21 protein-coding genes are annotated in these 21,391 nt (G+C 69.0%); 11 read left to right on the top strand and 10 right to left on the bottom strand.

Annotated elements, in window-relative coordinates; all coding sequences use genetic code 11:
• Window positions 1-3: 3 nt before the first annotated feature.
• Together MNQ95_RS11620 and murJ are read right to left on the bottom strand one after the other, a co-directional pair.
• Window positions 4-1,089, bottom strand: a complete 1,086-nt coding sequence (locus MNQ95_RS11620; protein ID WP_241952964.1) for a bifunctional riboflavin kinase/FAD synthetase — start codon at window positions 1,087-1,089, stop codon at window positions 4-6.
• A 146-nt stretch (window positions 1,090-1,235) separates the two neighbouring features.
• Entirely contained in the window at window positions 1,236-2,795 is a 1,560-nt protein-coding gene (murJ, locus tag MNQ95_RS11615; RefSeq protein ID WP_241952963.1) for a murein biosynthesis integral membrane protein MurJ, read from the bottom strand.
• Window positions 2,796-2,923: 128 nt separating this feature from the next.
• Here murJ and rpsT point away from each other — a divergent pair, with 128 nt between their 5' ends.
• Window positions 2,924-3,193, top strand: a complete 270-nt coding sequence (gene rpsT, locus MNQ95_RS11610) for a 30S ribosomal protein S20 (protein WP_162410721.1) — start codon at window positions 2,924-2,926, stop codon at window positions 3,191-3,193.
• Window positions 3,194-3,299: 106 nt separating this feature from the next.
• On the opposite strand, the gene obgE is transcribed toward rpsT, so the two are convergent.
• The 3 genes from obgE to rplU form a co-directional block, all read right to left on the bottom strand.
• Window positions 3,300-4,358, bottom strand: a complete 1,059-nt coding sequence (gene obgE / locus MNQ95_RS11605) for a GTPase ObgE (RefSeq protein ID WP_162410722.1) — start codon at window positions 4,356-4,358, stop codon at window positions 3,300-3,302.
• Between the two features lie 185 nt (window positions 4,359-4,543).
• Window positions 4,544-4,804 carry a 50S ribosomal protein L27 gene (gene rpmA, locus MNQ95_RS11600; protein WP_162410723.1) on the bottom strand — a complete coding sequence of 87 codons (261 nt, stop codon included), beginning with the start codon at window positions 4,802-4,804 and terminating at the stop codon, window positions 4,544-4,546.
• Window positions 4,805-4,816: 12 nt separating this feature from the next.
• Entirely contained in the window at window positions 4,817-5,137 is a 321-nt protein-coding gene (rplU, locus tag MNQ95_RS11595) for a 50S ribosomal protein L21 (protein WP_162410724.1), read from the bottom strand.
• Window positions 5,138-5,925: 788 nt separating this feature from the next.
• Here rplU and uvrA point away from each other — a divergent pair.
• Window positions 5,926-8,865 (top strand): excinuclease ABC subunit UvrA, encoded by a 2,940-nt coding sequence (gene uvrA / locus MNQ95_RS11590; RefSeq protein WP_241952962.1) that lies wholly within the window; start codon window positions 5,926-5,928, stop codon window positions 8,863-8,865.
• A complete protein-coding gene (locus tag MNQ95_RS11585) occupies window positions 8,862-9,287 on the top strand; it encodes an acyl-CoA thioesterase (protein WP_241952961.1) in 426 nt (141 codons plus the stop codon). The genes uvrA and MNQ95_RS11585 overlap by 4 nt, the downstream gene beginning before the upstream one ends.
• 9 nt (window positions 9,288-9,296) lie before the next feature.
• On the opposite strand, the gene MNQ95_RS11580 is transcribed toward MNQ95_RS11585, so the two are convergent.
• Entirely contained in the window at window positions 9,297-9,755 is a 459-nt protein-coding gene (locus tag MNQ95_RS11580; protein WP_241952960.1) for a copper chaperone PCu(A)C, read from the bottom strand.
• A gap of 44 nt (window positions 9,756-9,799) precedes the next feature.
• Between MNQ95_RS11580 and MNQ95_RS11575 the strand changes: the two genes are divergently transcribed.
• Entirely contained in the window at window positions 9,800-10,576 is a 777-nt protein-coding gene (locus tag MNQ95_RS11575) for an enoyl-CoA hydratase/isomerase family protein (RefSeq protein ID WP_241952959.1), read from the top strand.
• A 31-nt stretch (window positions 10,577-10,607) separates the two neighbouring features.
• Here the strand turns inward: MNQ95_RS11575 and MNQ95_RS11570 are convergent, their stop codons facing one another.
• The 3 genes from MNQ95_RS11570 to MNQ95_RS11560 form a co-directional block, all read right to left on the bottom strand.
• Window positions 10,608-11,483: a sulfurtransferase gene (locus MNQ95_RS11570; protein WP_241952958.1), complete on the bottom strand. Its 876-nt coding sequence runs from the start codon at window positions 11,481-11,483 to the stop codon at window positions 10,608-10,610.
• On the bottom strand, window positions 11,480-12,313 hold the full coding sequence (locus tag MNQ95_RS11565; protein ID WP_241952957.1) for a CoA pyrophosphatase: 834 nt from the start codon (window positions 12,311-12,313) through the stop codon (window positions 11,480-11,482). The genes MNQ95_RS11570 and MNQ95_RS11565 overlap by 4 nt, the downstream gene beginning before the upstream one ends.
• Window positions 12,314-12,430: 117 nt before the next feature.
• Window positions 12,431-13,132, bottom strand: coding sequence for an FKBP-type peptidyl-prolyl cis-trans isomerase N-terminal domain-containing protein (locus MNQ95_RS11560; protein ID WP_162410731.1), 702 nt, complete (start codon window positions 13,130-13,132; stop codon window positions 12,431-12,433).
• Between the two features lie 168 nt (window positions 13,133-13,300).
• Between MNQ95_RS11560 and MNQ95_RS11555 the strand changes: the two genes are divergently transcribed.
• The 3 genes from MNQ95_RS11555 (at window position 13,301) to nth (ending at window position 15,247) form a co-directional block, all read left to right on the top strand.
• Window positions 13,301-14,083, top strand: a complete 783-nt coding sequence (locus tag MNQ95_RS11555; RefSeq protein ID WP_241952956.1) for an enoyl-CoA hydratase/isomerase family protein — start codon at window positions 13,301-13,303, stop codon at window positions 14,081-14,083.
• 22 nt (window positions 14,084-14,105) lie between these two features.
• Entirely contained in the window at window positions 14,106-14,489 is a 384-nt protein-coding gene (locus tag MNQ95_RS11550) for a hypothetical protein (protein WP_238390371.1), read from the top strand.
• A 110-nt stretch (window positions 14,490-14,599) separates the two neighbouring features.
• Window positions 14,600-15,247 carry an endonuclease III gene (gene nth, locus MNQ95_RS11545; protein WP_238390373.1) on the top strand — a complete coding sequence of 216 codons (648 nt, stop codon included), beginning with the start codon at window positions 14,600-14,602 and terminating at the stop codon, window positions 15,245-15,247.
• A 130-nt stretch (window positions 15,248-15,377) separates the two neighbouring features.
• Here the strand turns inward: nth and MNQ95_RS11540 are convergent, their stop codons facing one another.
• Window positions 15,378-16,670: an OprO/OprP family phosphate-selective porin gene (locus MNQ95_RS11540; protein ID WP_241952955.1), complete on the bottom strand. Its 1,293-nt coding sequence runs from the start codon at window positions 16,668-16,670 to the stop codon at window positions 15,378-15,380.
• A gap of 304 nt (window positions 16,671-16,974) precedes the next feature.
• On the opposite strand from MNQ95_RS11540, the gene pstS (MNQ95_RS11535) reads away from it, so the two are divergent.
• From pstS (MNQ95_RS11535) to pstA, 4 genes are all read left to right on the top strand, one after another.
• Window positions 16,975-17,997: a phosphate ABC transporter substrate-binding protein PstS gene (gene pstS, locus MNQ95_RS11535; protein ID WP_241952954.1), complete on the top strand. Its 1,023-nt coding sequence runs from the start codon at window positions 16,975-16,977 to the stop codon at window positions 17,995-17,997.
• Window positions 17,998-18,296: 299 nt separating this feature from the next.
• Window positions 18,297-19,391, top strand: coding sequence for a phosphate ABC transporter substrate-binding protein PstS (gene pstS, locus MNQ95_RS11530; RefSeq protein ID WP_241952953.1), 1,095 nt, complete (start codon window positions 18,297-18,299; stop codon window positions 19,389-19,391).
• Between the two features lie 126 nt (window positions 19,392-19,517).
• Window positions 19,518-20,492 carry a phosphate ABC transporter permease subunit PstC gene (gene pstC / locus MNQ95_RS11525; protein ID WP_241952952.1) on the top strand — a complete coding sequence of 325 codons (975 nt, stop codon included), beginning with the start codon at window positions 19,518-19,520 and terminating at the stop codon, window positions 20,490-20,492.
• Window positions 20,492-21,373 (top strand): phosphate ABC transporter permease PstA, encoded by an 882-nt coding sequence (gene pstA, locus MNQ95_RS11520; protein ID WP_241952951.1) that lies wholly within the window; start codon window positions 20,492-20,494, stop codon window positions 21,371-21,373. Before pstC ends, pstA begins: the two co-directional genes overlap by 1 nt.
• The last annotated feature ends 18 nt before the right edge of the window (window positions 21,374-21,391 follow it).

Here is a 21,391-nt window from a genome sequence, read left to right as displayed (position 1 = left end):
CGTCTACCGTCGCGCGGCGGCCAGGTTGTCTATTGAAGAGTCCGCACACGGATGCGCGGGCTTTTGCGAAGGATTCGCACTGTCGAGATCCGCGCGTGGATGTGCGGATTCTTGCGAGGGGTTGGAACTGTCGGAGTCCGCACCTGGCTGCGCGGGGATCGCGGCCTCGGCCAGGATGCGACGTGCCTGCGCCGCGTCGCGGTGCATCTGCTCCGTCAGCGACTGCAGGTCGGCGAACTTCTCTTCGTCGCGCAGCTTGGCGACGAACTCGACCTGCAGGTGGCGCCCGTACAGGTCGCCGGCGAAATCGAACAGGTGGGCTTCCAGCAAAGGCTCGACGCCATCGACGGTTGGCCGGGTACCGAAGCTGGATACCGAGGGTGCCGGCTGCGGCCCGACGCCATGGACCCATGTCGCATAGATCCCCGATAACGCGGGCGCCTTGGGGAAACGCAGGTTGGCGGTAGGAAAACCGAGCGTGCGGCCGAGCTGGCGTCCACGCACCACGCGTCCACCGATCGAGTACGGGCGTCCGAGCAGGGCCGCCGCCTGGCTGAAGTCGCCCGCGCGCAGCGCTTCGCGGATGCGGGTACTGGAAACGCGATCGCCCTGCGCATGCACCGGTGCGATCTCGCCGGCGGTGAACCCGAGCTCGCCGCCCATGGCCTGCAGGAGGGCCAGGTCGCCACCACGGCGGTGGCCGAAGCGGAACTCGGGTCCGATCCACACCTCGCGCGCACCCAGCCTGCCGGCAAGCACGCGGCGGACGAAGTCCTCCGCCGGCATCGCCGACAGCGCGGCGTTGAAACGCAGCAGGCCCAGCAGGTCCACGCCCAGTCCAAGCAGGCCCTCGATCCGGTCGCGCGGCAGGGTCAGGCGCGGCGGTGGCGTTTCGCGGGCGAAGAATTCGCGGGGCAGCGGCTCGAAGCTCAGCGCCACCGCGGGCACGCCCAGCGCCTGCGCCCGCGCGACGGCGTGATGCACCAGGGCCCGGTGGCCCAGATGGAGGCCGTCGAAGGCGCCGATGCAGACCACGCTGCCGCGCGGGCACAGGGACCCGCCATCGACGTCACGGAACAGCCTGCTCATCTATCTCTTCAAGACCCGTGGATCGCCCGTGGCGCCGGCGTGGCGCCGGCCCGGGCCGAACGCCGAAGTATAGCCGGCGCGGCCGGCGCGGCGCCTTCTGGACCGACCCGCCAGGCACGGGAATCGCAGCCAGCAGGCCGACGCGGTCAGTGACGCAGATGCCGGGGTCGCAGCCCCAGCGCGAGCAGGACCAGTCCGTAGCAGACGCCGCCGGCCGCGATGACACCCATCAGCCAGCCGACCCGGGTGGCGACCCCGTGGAGGTCGGTCCACTCACCGATCCAGCTCCGCGCCGCCAGCACGGTCACCGCCATCGCCCCGCAGGCGAGCGCGAGGCGCAGCGCGAACCTTCCCCAGCCAGGCGCGGGCCGGTAGAGCCCGGATTGCCGCAGCACCCTCCACAGCAACCAGGCGTTGATCATTCCAGCCAGTGCCGTCGCCAGCGCGATGCCGGCATGGCTGCCCGGCACGTTGTTCCGCCACAGCGGCGTGACGATGGCGACGGTCAGCACCACGTTGGCCACGACGGTCCAGATCGCCGCGCGCATCGGCGTCCTCGAGTCCTGGCGGGAGAAGAATGCCGGCGCCAGCACCTTGCTGAGCATGAACGCCGGTACGCCCAGGCTCATCGCACTCAGGCTGTACGCAGCCATGCGCGTGTCGAAACTGGTGAAGTGCCCGTAGTTGTAAACCGTGGCGGTGATCGGCTCGGCCAGCAGCAAAAGGCCCAGGCCCGCCGGCAAGCCGGCCAGCAAGGCCATGCGCAGGGCCCAGTCAAGCGAGGCGTTGTAGCCCTCGGCGTCGGCAGCGGCGTGCCGGCGCGACAGGTGGGGCAGGATCACCGTGCCCAGCGCCACCCCGAACAGCCCCAACGGGAATTCGACCAGGCGGTCCGAGTAGTAAAGCCAGTCCACGCTTCCGGCCGCCAGCAGCGAAGCGAACGCGGTGCCGACGATCAGGTTCACCTGCGCCACGGAGGACGAAAACAGGGTGGGCAGCATCAGCCGCGCGACCTTGCGTACATCCGGATGCCCGAAGCCCGGGCGCAGCCTCGGTCGCAACCCCAGCCGCCCCAGCACCGACCACAGCAGTACCAGCTGCAGCACACCGGCCACCAGCACGCCCCACGCCAGCCCCACCGGCGGCACCTCGAAGCGGGGCGCCAGCCAGAACATGGCCGCGATCATCGTCAGGTTGTGCAGCACCGGAGTGAAGGCCGGCAGCCCGAAACGGCCCGTGCTGTTGAGGATCGAGGCCGCCAGCGACATCATCGAGATGAAGAGCAGGTACGGGAACGTAATCCTCAGCATCTGCGCGGTCTGCGCCATCAGCTCGGGATGGTCGGCCCAGCCCGGCGCGAACAAGCGGGCGATGAGCGGCGCGGCGAGCATGCCCAGCGCGCAGACCACCATCACCACCGCGCACAGCGCACCGGCCATGTGGTCGATGAACGACCGGAGCGCGTCCCTGTCGCCCCGCTCCTTGATCTCGTTGAGCACCGGCACGAACGCCATGGCCATCGAGCCCTCGGCGAACACCCGGCGCAGGAAGTTCGGGATCCGGTAGGCCACGATGAAGGCACTCATCGCCCCACCGGTACCGAACAGGGTCGCCTGCAGCATGTCGCGGCCGAAGCCTGCGAGGCGCGACAACAGGGTCATGGAGCTGAACACCGCGGTCGAGCGCAGCAGCCGGGGACCGCTCATCGGGCCACCTTCCCGGCCCCGGGCGCGGCCTGGCCAGCGCGGTTGACGCAAGTAATTGAATCCGCCATAATTTCGCGTTCGCTGTATCCCACACCGTATCCGCAACAGTTTTTCAGGAATCCACCGCCGTGGCCAATATCAAGTCCGCCAAGAAGCGCGCCAAGCAGACCGTCGTGCGCAACGCGCGCAACGCTGCCCAGCGTTCGCAGCTCCGTACCGCCGTCAAGAAGGTCCTGAAGGCCCTGGACGCCAACGACGCCCCCGGCGCCGAAGCCGCCTTCGCCACCGCGCAGCCGATCCTGGACCGTTTCAGCTCGCGTGGCCTGATCCACAAGAACAAGGCTGCCCGCCACAAGAGCCGCCTGACCGCCCGCATCAAGGCGCTCAAGGTCGCCTGATCCCGACGCGACGGTCCCCGGCCCCGCGGCCGGACCGTCCAGGCGGCGAATGCGCGCAACGAAAAACCCGGCTTCGGCCGGGTTTTTTGTCGTTCCCGCCAGATACTCAGCCTGCGGCATCTTCGCGCGCTTCCGCCTCGGCGATGCGCTGCCGGTCGAGGAAGGACATCACCTCGAGCATGATCGGCCAGGTGCCCTCGCGGCCCAGCGCCGAGACCAGGAACCACGGCTGGTCCCAGCCCAGTTCCGCCACGATCTGCGCGGCACGCTCGGCGGCCTCGTCCTCGAACATCAGGTCGGCCTTGTTGAGCACCAGCCAGCGCGGCTTGGCCAGCAGCTCAGGGTCGTGCTTGCCCAGCTCGCGCTCGATCGCGCGGACCTGCTCGGCCGGCGAAACGCCCTCGACCCCGCCCTCCATCGGCACGATGTCGACAAGGTGCAGCAGCAGGTGGGTGCGCTGCAGGTGGCGCAGGAACTGCGCGCCCAGCCCAGCACCATCCGCCGCCCCCTCGATCAAACCCGGGATGTCGGCGATGACGAAGCTGCGGTGCATCTCGACGCTGACCACGCCCAGGTTCGGATAGAGCGTGGTGAACGGATAGTCAGCCACCTTGGGCGTGGCCGCGGACACGGCACGGATGAAGGTGCTCTTGCCCGCGTTCGGGAAACCGAGCAGCCCGACGTCAGCCAGCAGCTTCAGCTCCAGCTTCAGCAGGCGCTCTTCGCCCGGTTCGCCCGGCGTGGCCTGGCGCGGCGACCGGTTGATCGAGCTCTTGAAATGCATGTTGCCCAGGCCGCCCTTGCCGCCGCGGGCCACCAGCAGGCGGTCGCCATGCCGGGTGAGGTCGCCGATCACCTCGTCGGTGTCGACATTGGTGATGACGGTGCCGACCGGTACCTTGACGATCTTGTCGTCGCCGCCCTTTCCGTACATCTGCCGACCCATGCCGTTCTCGCCGCGCTGCGCCTTGAAGATGCGCTCGTGACGGAAGTCGACCAGGGTGTTGAGGTTCTCGTCGGCGACCAGCCAGACGCTGCCACCGCCGCCGCCATCGCCGCCGTCGGGACCGCCCAGCGGGATGAACTTCTCGCGGCGGAAGCCAATGCAGCCGTTACCGCCATTGCCGGCGATGACATCGATTTCTGCTTCGTCGACGAGTTTCATGGGCACGGAACCGGAAAGGAAAGGATTGCCGGTGGCCGGCACAGTCTACCGGCGCGGCGCGGAAGCGCGGCCCCGGGTCGGGGGGGCAGGCGCACCGTGCGCCTGGAAACGGAAAGCCCCGCCGGAGCGGGGCTTTCCCTGCGTCTCATCCGCCTTGAAGGTGCCGCGCCAGGCGCGGCACGGAATCAGGCTTCAGCGACGACGCTGACCGTACGACGCTTGGCCGCACCCTTGGTGCCGAACTCGACCTTGCCGTCGACCAGCGCGAACAGGGTGTGGTCACGACCCAGGCCGACGCCGGCGCCCGGATGGAACTGGGTGCCACGCTGACGGACGATGATGTTGCCGGCTTCGACGACCTGTCCGCCAAAAATCTTGACGCCCAGGTACTTCGGGTTGGAGTCGCGGCCGTTGCGGGTAGAACCACCAGCCTTTTTATGTGCCATGACTGCTTCTCCTTACTTGCTGTCGCCACCGGCAATGCCGGTGATCTCGATTTCGGTGTAGTACTGGCGATGGCCCTGCCGCTTCATGTGGTGCTTGCGGCGGCGGAACTTGATGATGCGGACCTTGTCGCCGCGGCCGTGGCCGACGACCTTGGCGGTCACGCTGGCGCCATTGAGCGCGTCGCCGACCTTGATGCCATCGCTGTCGCCGAGCAGCAGGACGCTGTCGAACTTGATCTCGTTGCCGACTTCGGCCTCGAGCTTCTCGACGCGGAGCGTTTCGCCCTGCGCCACGCGGTATTGCTTACCGCCGGTTACCAGAACTGCGTACATGACCAGGTATTCCTCTGTAGTTATTATGGTCGCCGCCTGCCATCGAGGGCAGACAGGAGCGGGATTATAGGGAATTCAGCCGGTTACGCGCAACCGGCCCCTCCCCCCACCGGCCACCGGTTCAGCCGGGCGCCCAAGGCGCCGGATCCAGCCCTGCGGCCAGGTAGTCGACGAAGGCCCCGGACCCGGGGCGGACCCGGCCGCCGGTCCGGATCACCGCATGGATGCCGCTGGTCGGGACCGGGCAGTCCGGCAGCGGTGCGACCAGCCCCCTCTCCCATGTGCACGCCCCCAGGGCCGGCCAGAGCGGCGTCGCGCGGCGCCTCTCCGTGGCCGCTCCCGAAGCTGCGCTGGACGCGGATTTCGGAGGTCCGCCCATCCAGGGCCGGACACTCCGGCATCCTGATGACCGATCGTCCGGTCCGGAGCAGGCAGTCGTGCCCGGCCAAGTCGTGCCCGGCCAAGTGGACGGGCGCGACCGGATCGCCCCACGGCTCAGGTGGTCCGGGCGAGGTGCACGGCAGCCGCCGGTCGACCACGGGCCGCCGCCGGGCCGCCGCCCTGGCCCGGGCCGGGGGCGCCGCGCTCGTTCAGCCTCGAATTCGCGGTGGCGCCGTGGGGGCGATCACCCTGTCTCGACGCGAGTCGAAGCCGCCGACCGCACCTGAACCGGAATGCGCCTGGGGCTGGCAGCGGCGGTTGGGTATCCGGGGAATTGCCCCCAAATCGGCAGGCCGGTAGGCTGACTGATTGGCCTTCCCCCAGCCTACCAACGGACCCCCTGCCCGATGGCGATGGACACGATCCGCATCCGCGGAGCTCGCACACACAACCTCAAGAACATCGACCTCGATCTGCCGCGCGACAAGCTGATCGTGATCACCGGCCTGTCCGGATCGGGCAAGTCCTCGCTGGCCTTCGACACCATCTACGCCGAAGGCCAGCGCCGCTACGTCGAATCGCTTTCGGCCTACGCCCGGCAGTTCCTCAGCGTGATGGAGAAGCCCGACGTCGATCACATCGAAGGCCTGTCGCCGGCGATCTCGATCGAGCAGAAGTCGACCTCGCACAACCCGCGCTCCACGGTCGGCACGATCACCGAGATCTACGACTACCTGCGCCTGCTCTACGCGCGGGTGGGCATGCCACGCTGCCCGGACCACGGCTATCCGCTCGAAGCGCAGACCGTCGGCCAGATGGTCGACCAGGTGCTGGCGCTGGGCGAATCCGAAGAAACCCGCGAGCAGCGCTGGATGCTGCTTGCGCCGGTCGTGCGCGACCGCAAGGGCGAGCACGCCCAGGTCTTCGAGCAACTGCGCGCGCAGGGCTTCGTCCGCGTGCGGGTCAACGGCGATCTGCACGAAATCGATGCGGTACCAGCCCTGGCGCTGCGGCAGAAGCACACCATCGAGGCGGTGGTCGACCGGTTCCGCCCACGCGAGGACATCCGGCAGCGACTGGCCGAATCGTTCGAGACCGCACTCAAGCTCGGCGACGGCATGGCGATGGTGATGTCGCTGGACGATGCCGCCGCGCCGCCGCAGCTGTTCTCGTCCAAGTATTCCTGCCCGGTCTGCGACTACTCGCTGCCCGAGCTCGAGCCGCGCCTGTTCTCGTTCAACGCGCCGATGGGCGCGTGCCCGTCCTGCGACGGATTGGGCATGGCCGAGTTCTTCGATCCGGCGCGCGTGGTCGCGCACCCGGAGCTGTCGCTGGCCGCGGGCGCCGTGCGCGGCTGGGACCGTCGCAACGCCTACTATTTCCAGCTGATCACCTCGCTGGCCAAGCACTACCGCTTCGACGTCGACACCCCGTGGCAGGGCCTGCCCGACGCGGTGCGGCAGGCGGTGCTCTACGGCAGCGGAGAGGAAGTGATCGGCTTCACCTACCTCACCGAAAGCGGCGGCCGCGCCCAGCGCAAGCACCGCTTCGAGGGCATCATCAACAACCTGGAACGCCGTTACCGCGAGACCGAGTCGGCCGCGGTCCAGGAAGAACTGGGCAAGTACATCAGCGAGCGCGCATGCCCGGACTGCGGTGGCGCGCGCCTGAACCGCGCCGCGCGCAACGTCTTCGTCGCCGACAAGCCGCTTCCATCCCTGGTGGTGCTGCCCATCGACGAGGCCCTGACCTTCTTCCGGTCGCTCAACCTCGCCGGATGGCGCGGCGAGATCGCGACCAAGATCGTCAAGGAGATCAACGAACGGCTCGGCTTCCTGGTCGATGTCGGCCTCGATTACCTGACCTTGGAACGCAAGGCCGACACCCTTTCCGGCGGCGAGGCACAGCGCATCCGCCTGGCCAGCCAGATCGGCGCCGGCCTGGTCGGCGTCATGTACGTGCTCGACGAACCCTCGATCGGCCTGCACCAGCGCGACAACGAGCGCCTGCTCGGCACGCTGACCCGGCTGCGTGACCTCGGCAACACGGTGATCGTGGTCGAGCACGACGAGGACGCGATCCGGATCGCCGACCACGTGCTCGACATCGGGCCCGGCGCCGGCGTGCACGGCGGCGAGATCGTCGGCGAAGGCACGCTGCAGGACATCCTCAAGGCGCCGCGCTCGATCACCGGCCAGTACCTGTCGGGCAAGCGCCAGATCGAGGTGCCGGCCAAGCGGCACAAGGCGAACCCGAAGATGACCCTGCACCTGCGCGGGGCCACCGGCAACAACCTCAAGGGCGTGGACCTGGACATCCCGGCCGGGTTGATGACCTGCATCACCGGCGTGTCGGGTTCGGGCAAGTCGACCCTGATCAACGACACCCTGTACGCGCTGGCCGCCAACGAGATCAACGGCGCCTCGCACCAGGCCGCGCCGTACCGGGAAGTCGAGGGCCTGGACCTGTTCGACAAGGTCGTGGACATCGACCAGTCGCCGATCGGTCGCACGCCGCGCTCCAACCCCGCCACCTACACCGGCCTGTTCACGCCGCTGCGCGAGCTCTATGCGCAGGTGCCCGAGGCGCGCGCCCGCGGCTACTCGCCCGGCCGCTTCAGCTTCAACGTGCGCGGTGGACGCTGCGAGGCCTGCCAGGGCGATGGCCTGATCAAGGTGGAGATGCACTTCCTGCCGGACGTGTACGTGCCTTGCGACGTGTGCCATGGCAAGCGCTACAACCGCGAAACCCTGGACATCCTTTACAAGGGCCACAGCATCCACGACGTGCTCGACATGACCGTCGAGGACGCGCTGAAGCTGTTCCAGCCGGTGCCGGCGATCGCTCGCAAGCTGGAAACCCTGGTCGACGTGGGCCTGAGCTACGTCAAGCTCGGCCAGAGCGCGACCACGCTGTCGGGCGGTGAGGCACAGCGGGTGAAGCTGTCCAAGGAACTGTCGCGGCGCGACACCGGGCGCACGCTCTACATCCTCGACGAGCCGACCACCGGCCTGCACTTCCACGATATCGAGCACCTGCTCGGCGTGCTGCACCGCCTGCGCGACGAGGGCAACACCGTGGTGGTGATCGAGCACAACCTGGACGTGATCAAGACCGCCGACTGGGTCGTGGACCTGGGCCCCGAGGGCGGGCATCGCGGCGGCCAGATCGTCGGTACCGGCACGCCGGAGGACATCGCGGCCAACAGCGGTTCGCACACCGGCCGCTTCCTGTCCAAGTTGCTGCCCGCGGGCAAGGCGCCGCGCGGCAGCAAGCCCGCCGCGACGCCCCGTCCCGCCGTGCTGCCCCCGCGCAAGAACGCGACCAAGAAGAAGGCCTCCCGATGAGCGACACCGCGCAGGCGCAGGATCCGCGCAAAGTACTGGCCCGCATCCCGATCAGCGTGCGCTGGCGCGACATGGACAGCATGGGCCACGTCAACAACGCCAAGTACATCGCCTACCTGGAAGAGGCACGCGTGCGCTGGATGCTGACGGTGCCCGGCGTGTCGATGACCGATCGCATCGCGCCGGTGGTCGCGGCCAACAACATCAACTACAAGCGCCCGCTGACCTGGCCGCACGACGTCATGGTCGAGCTCTACGTCGACCGGCTCGGCGGCAGCAGCGTGACCATCGGCCATCGCATCGTCGACCTGAAGGATGACAGCGTGCTTTATTCGGACGGCAATGTCGTCGTGGTCTGGATGGACACGCAGACCGGCAAGAGCGCGCCGCTTCCCGAAGCAATCCGCAACGCCTCGACCTGATCCGCGCCGCTAGGGCGCGGCCTTGCGCACCGTCAGCGTGGCGGGCACTTCGCGCCCGCCTTCCAGCACCAGCACCAGCGGCACGCGCTCGCCCTCGGCCAGCGCGGCATCGGGTTGCATCAGCATCAGGTGCAGCCCGCCCGGTTGCAGCACGGCTTCGGCCCCGGCGGCGACCGGCAGCCGTTCGATCTCGCGCATGCGGCTGACCCCGTCGACCAGGCGCGTCTCGTGCAGCGACACTTCGCCGAAGCGGGGACTGCGGACCGCGACCAGCGCCTGCCCGGTGGCGCATCTGTTCTCGATGCGACCAAAGCCGGCGAGCATCGGACGCGGCGCGGGCGGCATGCGGATCCAGCCGTCCTCCAGGGACAGACAGGCAGGATCTGCCGGCACGGGCGTCGCCGCGGACGCGGCCTGCATGGCCAGCAGCACGAGCGCGAACGCGGACAGCGGGGGTCGGATATGCATGCGCCTATGATAACGGCCATCTTCGACGCTTCACTGGACGGGACATGACCACGCACGTACAGATCCTGGACCACGGCCGCATCCGCGAACTGCGCCTGGCCCGCCCGCCAGCCAATGCGCTCGACCCGGCCCTGTGCCGCGCCCTCATCGCAGCGCTGGATGCCGCCGTCGCCGGCGATGCCGATGCGGTGGTGCTTTCGGGTGCGCCCGGCATGTTTTCGGCCGGACTCGACGTGCCACACCTGATGTCGCTGGGCGAAGACCGGCACGCATTGCGGGCAGCCTGGGGCGCGTTCTTCGGTGCGGCACGTGCGCTGGCCGGACTGCGCATCCCGGTGGTCGCGGCGATCACCGGGCATGCGCCTGCCGGCGGTTGCGTGCTGTCGCTGTGCTGCGACTACCGGGTGATGGCGCGCTCGACCGATCCCGCCAAACCCTATGCGCTGGGCATGAACGAGACCCAGGTGGGCCTGGCCGTACCTGACGGCGCGCAACAGCTGATGCGACGCGTGGTCGGCCGGCATCGCGCCGAGCGGCTGCTGGTGGCCGGCAGCATGGTCGCGGCCGAAGAGGCCTTGAAGATCGGGCTGGTGGACGAACTGGCCGGGATCGACGACGTGGTGCCGCGCGCGATCCTCTGGCTGCAGGACCTGCTGCGGCTGCCGCGCGCACCGATGCTGCAGACCCGCGCACTGGCCCGTGCCGACCTGGTGCAGGCGCTGGATCCGGAACACCTGCACCTGGACCGCTTCGTCGACGGCTGGTACGAAGCGGATACCCAGGCGGGACTGCGCGCCCTGATGGCCAAGCTCGGCAAGTGAGACGCGCGACGCTTGGCGCCGCCTGCGGAACCTAGGCGCCGCCGGTCACCACCGGGCGCGACGGATCGGAGATCCAGCCGCTCCACGAGCCGGCATACACCTTGCCCCCCGGCAGTCCGGCATGTTCCATCGCCAGCAGCAGGTGGCACGCAGTCACCCCGGAACCGCACATCAGCACGGCGTCGCTCGCGGCGCGTCCGTGCAGCAGCGGCAGCAGCTCCGCGCGCAGCGCTTCGGCCGAACGGAAGCGCCCCTCGTGCAGGTTCTGCGCGAACGGGCGGTTGATCGCGCCGGGCACATGCCCAGCCACCGGATCGATCGGCTCCACCTCGCCACGGAAGCGTTCGCCACCGCGCGCATCGATCAGCCAGCCCGGCGCCTCGCCCAGCCGCGACACCACCTCCTCGGCCCCCGCGATGCGACCGCGGTCGAAACCTGAGGTCGGATATGGCCGCAAGGCTTGCGGCATTTCGACGGTCGCCGTCTCCGCCAGGCCCGCAGCGCGCCAGGCGGCCAGCCCACCATCGAGGACGGCCACGCGCTCGTGGCCCATCAGCTTCAGCAGCCACCAACCGCGCGCGGCCGCCATGCTGCCATCGCCTGCGTCGTAGAAGACGACCTGGTGGTGCGGGGCGACGCCCCATTCGCCGAGGCGGCGCGCGAGCGCTTCCGCCTGCGGCAGCGGGTGCCTGCCCTGCCCGGTGATCGAATGGTCGGACAGGTCGCGGTCCAGGTCGGCGTACTGCGCGCCCGGCAGGTGCGAATGCGCATAGAGCTTCGCCGGATCCGGCCCGCCGGGCGTGATCGCGGCGACGGCACGCGCGTCGAACAGGCGCAGCCCCGGATCACCCAGCGCCGCGGCCAACGCGTCCACCGAGACCAGCGTGTTCCAGCTCGCATCCGTCATGTGCCTTGCTCCAGCCGTCGTCGCAGGTTGTAGAGGATGGCCGCGGTCGCGCCCCAGATCCGCTGCCCGGGCCAGTCGTATTCGAGCACGCTGCGGCGGCGGCCGCGGAATTCCATCTCGACCTGGTGCAGGTGCGCGGCCGACATCAGGAACTCGAACGGCACCTCGAAGACTTCGGCCACTTCGCCCGGATGCGGGCGCGGGACGTAGTCCGGATCGATCACCGCGACCACCGGGGTCACCCGGAAGCCGCTGATCGTCAGGAACGGGTCGAGGAAGCCCAGCGGCGCCACCTGGGAAACCTCCAGCGCGATCTCTTCATGGCTCTCGCGCAGCGCGGCCCCGAGCACGCCGGCATCCTCGCGCTCCACCCGGCCGCCGGGAAAGCTCACCTGGCCCGCGTGGTGGCGCAGCGCATCGGTGCGCCGGGTCAGCAGCACCTGCGTGCCCGCCGCGCCGCGCGGGACCAGCCCGACCAGCACCGCCGCTTCGGCCAGCGCCTCGCTACCCGGCAACAGGTCGTCGAGTTCGGAACGGTTCCAGCCGTCGCCCGCGGGCGGTTGCCGCAACGGATACAGCACCTCGCGCAGGCGCTCGCCTTCCTGCAGCTGTTCGAGGAAACGGAAACGCGCGCGCTCGCGGTCGGACAGGACGGTCGCCATCATCCGCCGCCGCTCGGAGTCGTCCATCCGCGACCACTGCCCGATCTCGTCGCCGGTGCGCAGGCAGCCCGTGCACAGGCCGTCGGCGTCGAGCCGGCACACCCGCACGCAGGGGCTGGCCGGCGCGGGCGAGGCGGCGCGGGAATCAGGGAAGACGATGGACAGCACGCAGGTCCGCACATGTGGGGGGAAGCGTACCGCGGAACGCTTCCTGCAGAACGCATCCGGTAGAAACGACTGCGCCGGCATCGAGCCGGCGCAGAAGGACGACGCTGTGGCGACTACTTACTTGATCGCGACCAGCTTGATCTCGAACACCACCGCCACGTTCGGCGGGAACGGCGTCCGCGGATCGGCGCCGTAGGCCTTGTCCGACGGCAACGCCACTTCCCACTTGGAACCGGCCGGCATCTGCAGCAGCACTTCGCGCATGGCGGCCATCTCGACGTCGCTGACCTTGATGCTCGGGATCTGCTGCGCCGGACGCGGCTGCTCCGGACGCTGGCCGAACGGGAACGGGCCGGCGACTTCAAGCTGCACGGTGCTGGCCTGGGTCGGCTTGGCGCCCTTGCCCACTTCGATGATGCGGTACTGCACGCCGCTGGCCAGGGTCTGCACGCCGGCCTTGGCCTTGTTCTGGGCCAGGAACTGGTCGGACTTGGTCTTGTTCTCGGCGGCGGCCTTGTCGTACTGCGCCTTGGCCTGCTGCGCCCGGGCCTGCTCGCGCTTCTGGAACGCTTCCAGCGCCGGCTTCAGCTGCTCGGCATTGATCACCGGCTGCTTCTTGGCCAGCGCGTCCTGCACGCCCTTGACCACCGAAGCGGAGTCGATCTGCTCGCCGCGCTCGACCAGCTCGGCCAGGTTGTTGCCGTAGTCGTAGCCGAAGTAGTAGCTCAGCTTGCCCTTCTCGGACGTGGTGTCCTGGGCGAAGGCGCTGCCGGCCAGGGCCAGGGCCGCGATGGCGACAGCGATAGGACGCAACTTCATCTGGATCGTTCTCCGGGAAAGGGGACGCCGGGCAGATCCCGGCAGTAACGGACGCGCTAGGATAGCCGCCGCATCGGCGGCCCGCCAGCGCGGGTCAGGGCTTCGGACCAGCCCCCGGTCGGGAAGTTCCCGCGCCGGCCTTCACATTCCCGACCAGGAGCCCTGCCCATGACGGCCACCCCCGTCCTCAGCCGCGACACGGACGGCGTCCGCACCCTCACCGTCGACCGGCCCGACAAGCTCAATGCCCTCAACCGGCAGACCCTGCAGGCGCTCGACGACGCGTTCGCCAGCGCCGCCAACGACCCGCAGGTCCGGGCCGTGGTGCTCACCGGCAGCGGCGCGAAGGCCTTCGTCGCCGGCGCCGACATCGCCGAGATGAATGCGCTGACCGCAATCGAGGGCCGGGAGTTCTCCCTGCTCGGCCAGCGCCTGATGCGCAGGATCGAGCGCTTGCCCAAACCCGTCGTCGCAATGGTGAACGGCTACGCACTGGGCGGAGGGCTGGAACTGGCCATGGCCTGCCACCTGCGCATCGCCGCGGACAGCGCGCGCCTGGGCCAGCCGGAGGTGAACCTGGGCCTGATCCCCGGCTTCGGCGGGACCCAGCGCCTGCTGCGGCTGGCCGGCCGCGCCGCGGCGCTGGAACTGTGCCTGACCGGCGCACCGGTGGACGCGGCGCGTGCGCTGCAGCTGGGCCTGGTCAACCGGGTCGTGCCGGCGGCCGACCTGGAAGCCGAGACGATGAAGCTCGCTGCCCAGCTGGCGGCGGCCGCGCCACTGGCATTGCGCGGCGTGCTCGACGCGATCGTGCTCGGCGGCGAATGCGGGCTGGAGGAAGGGCTGCAGTTCGAGAGCGCGCAGTTCGCCCTGCTGTTCGCCAGCGAGGACATGCGCGAAGGCACGACCGCGTTCCTCGACAAGCGCAAGCCGCAGTTCCACAACCGCTGACTTCGGCCCACGGAAAGACTCCATGGCCCGCACGTCCGGCACCCAGGCACCCCACTCGAGCTTGCAGGCACGGCTGCTGGCGTCGCTGCAGGCCGGCGATGTCGACTCCGCGCTGCGGGCCGGGCTGATGGAATACGCAGCGTCGGAGGACGCGATGGACGCCCCCATCCGGACGATGCAGCAGCAGTTGCATACCGCCTGGGCGGCCCGCGAACGGTACCGGGCGCGCGAGCTCCGCCTGGCGCGCCGCGCTGCAGAACGGGACGAACGTCGCGCGCCCTCGGCGGCAGGGGTGGCTGCAGCCGTTGCACCGGCACCGGCTGCCGCCAAACAGGCCTTGCCGGCCGCCGCCGCCGCCGCGCTGGCGCGTGCACGCGCACGGGCCGCTGGGCGTGGGGACGGATGAAGACGCCGTCCCCTCGCGGCCGCGCGAGAAAGCCTGCATCGGGCAAGGCCTCCACCGCCGCAACGGGCAATGCCACCGGGCGCAAGCCGGCCGCGCGACGCGTCAAGCTGATGAGCCGCGCCGAGGTGCAGGAGATGTTCACGCGCCTGCGCGAACTCGATCCGCATCCGACCACCGAACTGGAGTACAGCACTCCGTTCGAACTGCTGGTCGCGGTGATCCTGTCCGCCCAGGCCACCGACGTGGGCGTGAACAAGGCGACCCGGCGGCTGTATCCGGTGGCCAACACGCCGCAGGCGATCCTCGCGCTGGGCGAGGAAGGACTGAAGCGCCACATCGCGACCATCGGCCTGTTCAACGCCAAGGCCAGGAACGTCATCGCGACCTGCCGGATACTCGTCGACCAGCACGGCGGCCAGGTGCCGCGCGAGCGCGAGGCACTGGAGGCGCTGCCCGGCGTCGGCCGCAAGACCGCCAACGTGGTCCTCAACACCGCGTTCGGCGAACCGACGATGGCCGTCGATACCCACATCTTCCGCGTCGCCAACCGCACCGGGCTGGCCCCGGGCAAGGACGTGCGCGCGGTCGAGGACCACCTGCTCAAGCGGATTCCGGCCGAATTCCTCCACGACGCGCATCACTGGCTGATCCTGCACGGACGCTACGTGTGCAAGGCGCGCAAGCCCGATTGCCCGCAGTGCGTGATCCGCAGCCTGTGCCGGTTCCCGGACAAGACCCCCGTCGATCCAGCGCGGTAAACGTTGCCGGCGCGCGGGACAGGCGATCGGCGCAATCGCGCATCGTGATCCGCTGCGCGGACGCGTGCGGCCCGCAAAAAAAGGACGCCCCGCGATCGCGGGGCGTCCGGTCACCTCATGGCGAGGCCGCTTACCAGGCGAACTGCGTGCGCAGCGCGTACTGGCCGGTCTGGTCGCCGTTGACCTCGTTGTCGCCCTGCGTGTAGTTGAACATGAAGCGCAGGTTGGGATTGACGTAGTAGTTGACGCCCAGGATCACGCTGGTCGCTTCGCGGTTTGCGATGTCCTTGTTCTCGATGGTGTCGTAGCGCGCGGTCAGCTCCCACAGGCCCTTGTCGATCTTGGACGAACCGAACACGCCGGTCGGCGCCTTGTACACCTTGTGCCCGCCGTTGATCAGCCAGCTGCCCTGCAGGTACCAGGTGGTGATGTCCTGGTCGCCGGTGAGGGGCTGGCCGAAGGTCGCATTCACGTATTCGCCCTGGAAGAACAGCGGGCCGAACGCGCCGGCGGCCTCCAGGCCGTAGGAGGTCACCTGGTTGCGGCTGGCGCCGCTGGTGGTGGCGATGGTCTGCGCCGGGCCGCGGCGGCCGGCGTAGTTGGCCACGGCGACCAGGTCGGCCGAACCCTGGTTGTTGTTCTCCTGGCTGACCCAGCCACCGAAGTGCAGGGTCTCGTTGTCGTTGTTGATCGGCGCCCAGGTCACGCGGCCCGAGGCGCCCATGCCCTCGTTGCGCACGCCCGACGCGCTGCGCAGGTTGAACACCGTGAAACCGGCGGTGTAGTTCTCGCCCGCCTTCTGGTAACCCACGCCCTGCTGGAACTGGCGGCCGTTGAACAGGCCGGTCGCGGAGGCGAACGGACGCTCCATCACCAGGATCTCGTTGGAGCTGGTGAGCTCCTCCATCGAGCGGTACGGCTTGAACTGGCCGATCGTTGCCTTGCCGCCCCACAGCGCGGTAGCGATGTAGGCATCGCGCAGGCCGTCCAGGTTGGTGCCGGCGGCGAAGTCCTGCTCCAGCTTGTAGTCCCAGCCCAGTGCCTTGCCGGCCAGGGTGAGGCGGGCGCGGCGGAACTCGCTGGTCCCGGTGGTGGCGGCGATGTCGCGATCGAAGGCGTAGGCATCGAAGTGGATGCGGCCGCCGATCGAGGCTTCGAACTTCTTGTCCGGCGAGGTGACCTTGATCCCGCCCTTGGTCTCCAGCTTGGGCGTGGTCGCGGCGATGTTCTCGATGTTCTGCTGGGTGCCGACGTTGATGTCCGACTGCGCATCGGTGCGCGTCTCGAGCTCGGCGACCTTTTCCTGCAGCGCGGCCAGCTGCGCCTTCAGTTCGGCCAGCTCGGCGCTTTCGGCGGCAGCGGCATCGAATGTCATGGTGCCGAGGGCCGCGGCGAGCGCGACGGCGAGGTAGGAATAACGCATGGGACTCTCCGGTGGTGGTGGTTTGCGTGCACGGCGCGCCGTTCCGCTGGGAACGTGAAGCACCCGTTAAACGCCGCGCAGCTTGCGACTCCCGTCTGACAGGCGCGCGACCACCACGTGACAGAACGATGACCGCGCCGTGCCGCCACGCCGGGGCGGCTCGCCTTCGGCCCCGGCATCCGCTGTCACATTCCGGTCATCGGCGCTACGCGGTGCTGTCATCGCCCGGTTATGCAATGGCCGCCGCTGGACGCGATGGGATTGCGTCCGCCCACCACCCATCCGCTGCATACGGAGTTTTCCCGTGAACGCCACGTTCAAGACCCGCGTCGCCGCCGCGCTCATCGCGGCCGCTTCCTCGATTTCCCTCGCCCACGCCAACGACGTGACCGGCGCAGGCGCGTCTTTCATCTACCCGGTCATGTCCAAGTGGTCGTCCGACTACAAGGGCGCGACCGGCAAGCAGGTCAACTACCAGTCGATCGGTTCGGGTGGCGGCATCGCCCAGATCAAGGCGGCCACCGTCGACTTCGGCTCCTCCGACGCCCCGCTCAAGCCGGAAGAGCTGGCCAAGTACGGCCTGGCCCAGTTCCCCTCGGTGATCGGCGGCGTGGTGCCGATCCTCAACGTGCAGGGCATCGCCCCGGGCGCGCTGAAGCTCGATGGCGCGACCCTGGCCAACGTGTTCCTCGGCAAGATCACCAAGTGGAACGACCCGGCGATCACGGCACTGAACCCGGGCCTGTCGCTGCCCGACGCCAAGATCACTGTAGTCCACCGTTCGGACGGCTCCGGCACCACCTTCAACTTCGCCAACTACCTGTCCAAGGTCAGCCCGGAGTGGAAGGAGAAGGTCGGCGAAGGCACTTCGGTCCAGTGGCCGGCCGGCATCGGCGGCAAGGGCAACGAGGGCGTGGCCGCGTACGTCAAGCAGATCAAGGGCGGCATCGGCTATGTCGAACTTTCCTACGCGCTGCAGAACAAGCTGGCCCACGCTTCGCTGAAGAACGCCGCCGGCAAGTTCGTGCAGCCCAACGACGAGACCTTCGCCGCCGCCGCCGCGAGCGCCGACTGGGCCAAGGCCAAGGATTTCTACCTGGTCATGACCAACGCCCCGGGCGACAACTCCTGGCCGATCACCGCGACCAACTTCATCCTGATGTACAAGCAGCCCAAGAACGTGGCCGGTGCGAAGAACGCCCGCGACTACTTCAAGTGGGTCTATGCCAACGGCGATGCGCAGGCACGCCAGCTGGACTACGTGCCGCTGCCCGACGCGCTGGTCAAGCAGATCGAGGCCTACTGGGCGCAGAACCTGAAGTTCTGAACTGCGAGCCCCTCTCTCCCCTCGCCGTTCACCCCGGAGCGCGGACCCCAGGTCCGCGCTCTTTCTTTTTCGGCGCAGTGCCGCAGAGGGCCGCTGCCCCGCCCCGGCCCTCCCCGTCACGCACTTTCCCGTCCGCCACGCGGTCCGGGCAGCGGTTCCGGCGGGGCAAAGACAGCGCGCAAGCCCCGCGCTGCGGACGTGTCGGCAATCCCCGGACGGCGCGTCATACGGCTGTCACAAAAACATCATTTCATACGCCCATCCGCCGGCCCGCCCGGCCAAGACCCCGCAGTGAGCCCATGAAGCACGCCCCGGTCCGCCTCCTCACCCTGTCCTTCGCCACCGTCCTGGCCCTGGCCGCCTGCAAGCCCGCCGGCGATGCAGGCACGGCCGCTGCCGGCAGCACCGATCCGCAGGCCGCCCCGGCTGCGGCCGGCGAGAGGGTCGCCGCGCAGATCTCCGGCGCGGGCGCGTCCTTCATCTATCCGCTGGTGTCGAAGTGGTCGGCCGACTACAACGCCGCGACCGGCAACAAGGTCAACTACCAGTCGATCGGCTCGGGCGGCGGCATCGCCCAGATCAAGGCCGGCACGGTCGATTTCGGCTCGACCGACAAGCCGCTGCCCAGCGATGAGCTGGCCGCGGCCGGCCTGGGCCAGTTCCCGTCCGCGATCGGCGGCGTGGTCCCGGTGTTCAACCTCGAAGGCGTGCAGCCGGGCCAGCTGCGCCTGACCGGCCCACTGCTGGCCGACATCTTCCTGGGCAAGGTCGCCACCTGGAACGACCCGGCCATCGCCGCGGCCAACCCCGGCGTCGCCTTGCCGGCGGAAAAGATCACCCTGGTGCACCGCTCCGACGGCTCGGGCACCACCTTCAACTTCAGCAACTACCTGTCCAAGGTCAGCAGCGAGTGGAAGGACAAGGTTGGCGAAGGCACTTCGCTGCAGTGGCCGGCCGGCGTCGGTGGCAAGGGCAACGAGGGCGTCGCCGCCTACGTGAAGCAGATCAAGGGCGGCATCGGCTACGTCGAACTGGCCTATGCGCTGCAGAACGGCATGCCGTACGCGTCGCTGCAGAACGCGGCCGGCCAATGGGTGCAGCCCAATGCGGATTCGTTCGCAGCCGCCGCGGCCAGCGCCGACTGGGCCAGCGCGAAGGACTTCAACCTGGTCATCACCGACGCGCCCGGCGAGCAGGCGTGGCCAATCACCGCGACCAATTTCATGCTGATGCACAAGCAGCCCAAGGACCCGGCGCGCAGCCAGGCGACCCTGGACTTCTTCAAGTGGGCCTTCGAGCAGGGCCAGCTGCAGGCGCAGGCGCTCCACTACGTGCCGCTGCCGCCGGAGCTTGTGCAGAAGATCGAGGCCTACTGGGCGACCGAGTTCAAGTAAGCGTCGGCCCGCACATGGTGCCGTGAACGCGGCACCGACCCGCGCCGCGGAGCCGGCGGTCCGTTCCCCTCCCACCGGACCGCCGCGCTCCGCCGCCCTCCCCCGCGGCACCTCCAGCGACCAGCGATGAACACGACGACCTTCGATGCCACCCTGGCTGCACCCGGCGGACGCGACATGCGCGATGCCCGCGCCGACCGCCTTTTCCGCTACGCGCTGGTCGCCTGCGTGGTGTTCGTGCTCGTCGCCCTGGCCGGCGCCGCGCTGTCGATGCTGTGGGGCGGACGTCATGCCTTGCAGATGCAGGGCCTGAGCTTCTTCTACTCGGCCGAATGGAACCCGGTGGAGAACAAGTTCGGCGCGCTCGCGCCAATCTACGGCACCCTGGTCACCGCGCTGATCGCGATGCTGATCGCCGTGCCGGTCAGCTTCGGCATCGCCTTCTTCCTGACCGAAGTCGCGCCGCGCTGGCTGCGCGGGCCGGTCGGCACCGCGATCGAGCTCCTGGCCGGCATCCCGTCGATCATCTACGGCATGTGGGGCCTGTTCGTGCTGGTGCCGGTGATGACCGAGTACGTCACCCCCTGGCTCAACGACAACCTCGGCACGCTGCCGCTGGTCGGCCCGCTGTTCCAGGGACCGCCGCTGGGCATCGGCATGCTCACCGCCGGCTTCGTGCTGGCGATCATGGTGATCCCGTTCATCTCCTCGGTGATGCGCGAGGTGTTCCTGACCGTGCCCACCCGGCTGAAGGAATCGGCCTACGCACTGGGTTCGACCCGCTGGGAAGTGAGCTGGGACATCGTCCTGCCCTACACCCGCTCGGCGGTGATCGGCGGCATCTTCCTCGGCCTGGGCCGGGCGCTGGGCGAGACGATGGCGGTGGCCTTCGTGATCGGCAACTCGGTGCGGCTGTCGCCGTCGCTGCTCGAGCCCGGCACCACCATCGCGGCGCTGATCGCCAACGACTTCGGCGAGGCGACCGAGACCTACCGCTCGGCGCTGCTGCTGCTGGGCTTCGTCCTGTTCATCGTGACCTTCATCGTGCTGGCGATCGCCCGGTTCATGCTGATGCAGCTGGCGCGCAAGGAGGGCAACTGATGTCCGCCGTCGCCGCCACCAATCGCGCCTCCAGCCGCCTGTACGCCAGGCGCCGCATCGTCAACCTGCTGGCCTTGCTGCTGTCGTGCGTGACCGCCCTGTTCGGCCTGTTCTTCCTCGGCTGGATCCTGTGGACGCTGACCGCGAAGGGCATCGCCGGGATCAACTGGGACCTGTTCACCCGGATGACGCCGCCTCCGATGGAGGAAGGCGGCCTCGCCAACGCCTTCTTCGGCAGCGCGGTGATGTGCGCGCTGGCGATCGCGATCGGCACGCCGCTGGGGATCGCGGCGGGCACCTGGCTGGCCGAGTACGGCAACGCGCGCAAGGCCGGCACGGTGGTGCGCTTCGTCAACGACATCCTGCTGTCGGCGCCGTCGATCGTGCTGGGGCTGTTCGTCTACACCCTCTACGTGATGCAGACCGGCGGCAGCTTCTCCGCCTTCGCCGGCGCGCTCGCGCTGGCCTTCATCGTGCTGCCCGTGGTGGTGCGCACCACCGACGAGATGCTGCGGCTGGTGCCGGTGCAGATGCGCGAAGCGGCGCTGTCGCTGGGCATCCCGCAATGGAAGGTGACCGTGCAGGTGCTGTATCGCAGCGCTTCGGCCGGCATCGTCACCGGCATCCTGCTCGCCCTCGCCCGCATTTCCGGCGAAACCGCGCCACTGCTGTTCACCGCGTTCGGCAACCAGTACTGGAGCATGAACATCTTCCAGCCGATGGCTTCGGTCCCGGTGGTGATGAACCAGTTCGCCGCCAGTCCGTACGAATCCTGGCAGGTGCTGGCCTGGGCCGGCGCGCTGGTGCTGACCGTGTTCGTGCTGCTGGTGAGCCTCGGTGCGCGCGCCCTGCTCCTGCGCAACAAGATCTCCCATGACTGACCATTCCCGGAACCCGGC

The sequence above is a fragment of the Pseudoxanthomonas daejeonensis genome (genome assembly GCF_022637495.1).
GTDB classification, from domain to species: Bacteria; Pseudomonadota; Gammaproteobacteria; order Xanthomonadales; family Xanthomonadaceae; genus Pseudoxanthomonas; species Pseudoxanthomonas daejeonensis.
Note: the sequence above shows the minus strand (reverse complement) of the source record. Positions and strands in the feature narration are given on the sequence as shown.

Bases quoted from the DNA above. Each gene is read 5' to 3' on its own strand.
- obgE (WP_162410722.1), bottom strand. From the start codon at position 4,358: ATGAAACTCGTCGACGAAGCAGAAATCGATGTCATCGCCGGCAATGGC.
- MNQ95_RS11585 (WP_241952961.1), top strand. From the start codon at position 8,862: ATGAGCGACACCGCGCAGGCGCAGGATCCGCGCAAAGTACTGGCCCGC.
- nth (WP_238390373.1), top strand. From the start codon at position 14,600: ATGAGCCGCGCCGAGGTGCAGGAGATGTTCACGCGCCTGCGCGAACTC.
- MNQ95_RS11580 (WP_241952960.1), bottom strand. From the start codon at position 9,755: ATGCATATCCGACCCCCGCTGTCCGCGTTCGCGCTCGTGCTGCTGGCC.
- MNQ95_RS11575 (WP_241952959.1), top strand. From the start codon at position 9,800: ATGACCACGCACGTACAGATCCTGGACCACGGCCGCATCCGCGAACTG.
- MNQ95_RS11560 (WP_162410731.1), bottom strand. From the start codon at position 13,132: ATGAAGTTGCGTCCTATCGCTGTCGCCATCGCGGCCCTGGCCCTGGCC.
- MNQ95_RS11620 (WP_241952964.1), bottom strand. From the start codon at position 1,089: ATGAGCAGGCTGTTCCGTGACGTCGATGGCGGGTCCCTGTGCCCGCGC.
- pstC (WP_241952952.1), top strand. From the start codon at position 19,518: ATGAACACGACGACCTTCGATGCCACCCTGGCTGCACCCGGCGGACGC.
- pstS (WP_241952953.1), top strand. From the start codon at position 18,297: ATGAAGCACGCCCCGGTCCGCCTCCTCACCCTGTCCTTCGCCACCGTC.
- MNQ95_RS11540 (WP_241952955.1), bottom strand. From the start codon at position 16,670: ATGCGTTATTCCTACCTCGCCGTCGCGCTCGCCGCGGCCCTCGGCACC.
- pstA (WP_241952951.1), top strand. From the start codon at position 20,492: ATGTCCGCCGTCGCCGCCACCAATCGCGCCTCCAGCCGCCTGTACGCC.
- murJ (WP_241952963.1), bottom strand. From the start codon at position 2,795: ATGAGCGGTCCCCGGCTGCTGCGCTCGACCGCGGTGTTCAGCTCCATG.
- uvrA (WP_241952962.1), top strand. From the start codon at position 5,926: ATGGCGATGGACACGATCCGCATCCGCGGAGCTCGCACACACAACCTC.
- MNQ95_RS11555 (WP_241952956.1), top strand. From the start codon at position 13,301: ATGACGGCCACCCCCGTCCTCAGCCGCGACACGGACGGCGTCCGCACC.
- rplU (WP_162410724.1), bottom strand. From the start codon at position 5,137: ATGTACGCAGTTCTGGTAACCGGCGGTAAGCAATACCGCGTGGCGCAG.
- rpmA (WP_162410723.1), bottom strand. From the start codon at position 4,804: ATGGCACATAAAAAGGCTGGTGGTTCTACCCGCAACGGCCGCGACTCC.
- MNQ95_RS11550 (WP_238390371.1), top strand. From the start codon at position 14,106: ATGGCCCGCACGTCCGGCACCCAGGCACCCCACTCGAGCTTGCAGGCA.
- MNQ95_RS11570 (WP_241952958.1), bottom strand. From the start codon at position 11,483: ATGACGGATGCGAGCTGGAACACGCTGGTCTCGGTGGACGCGTTGGCC.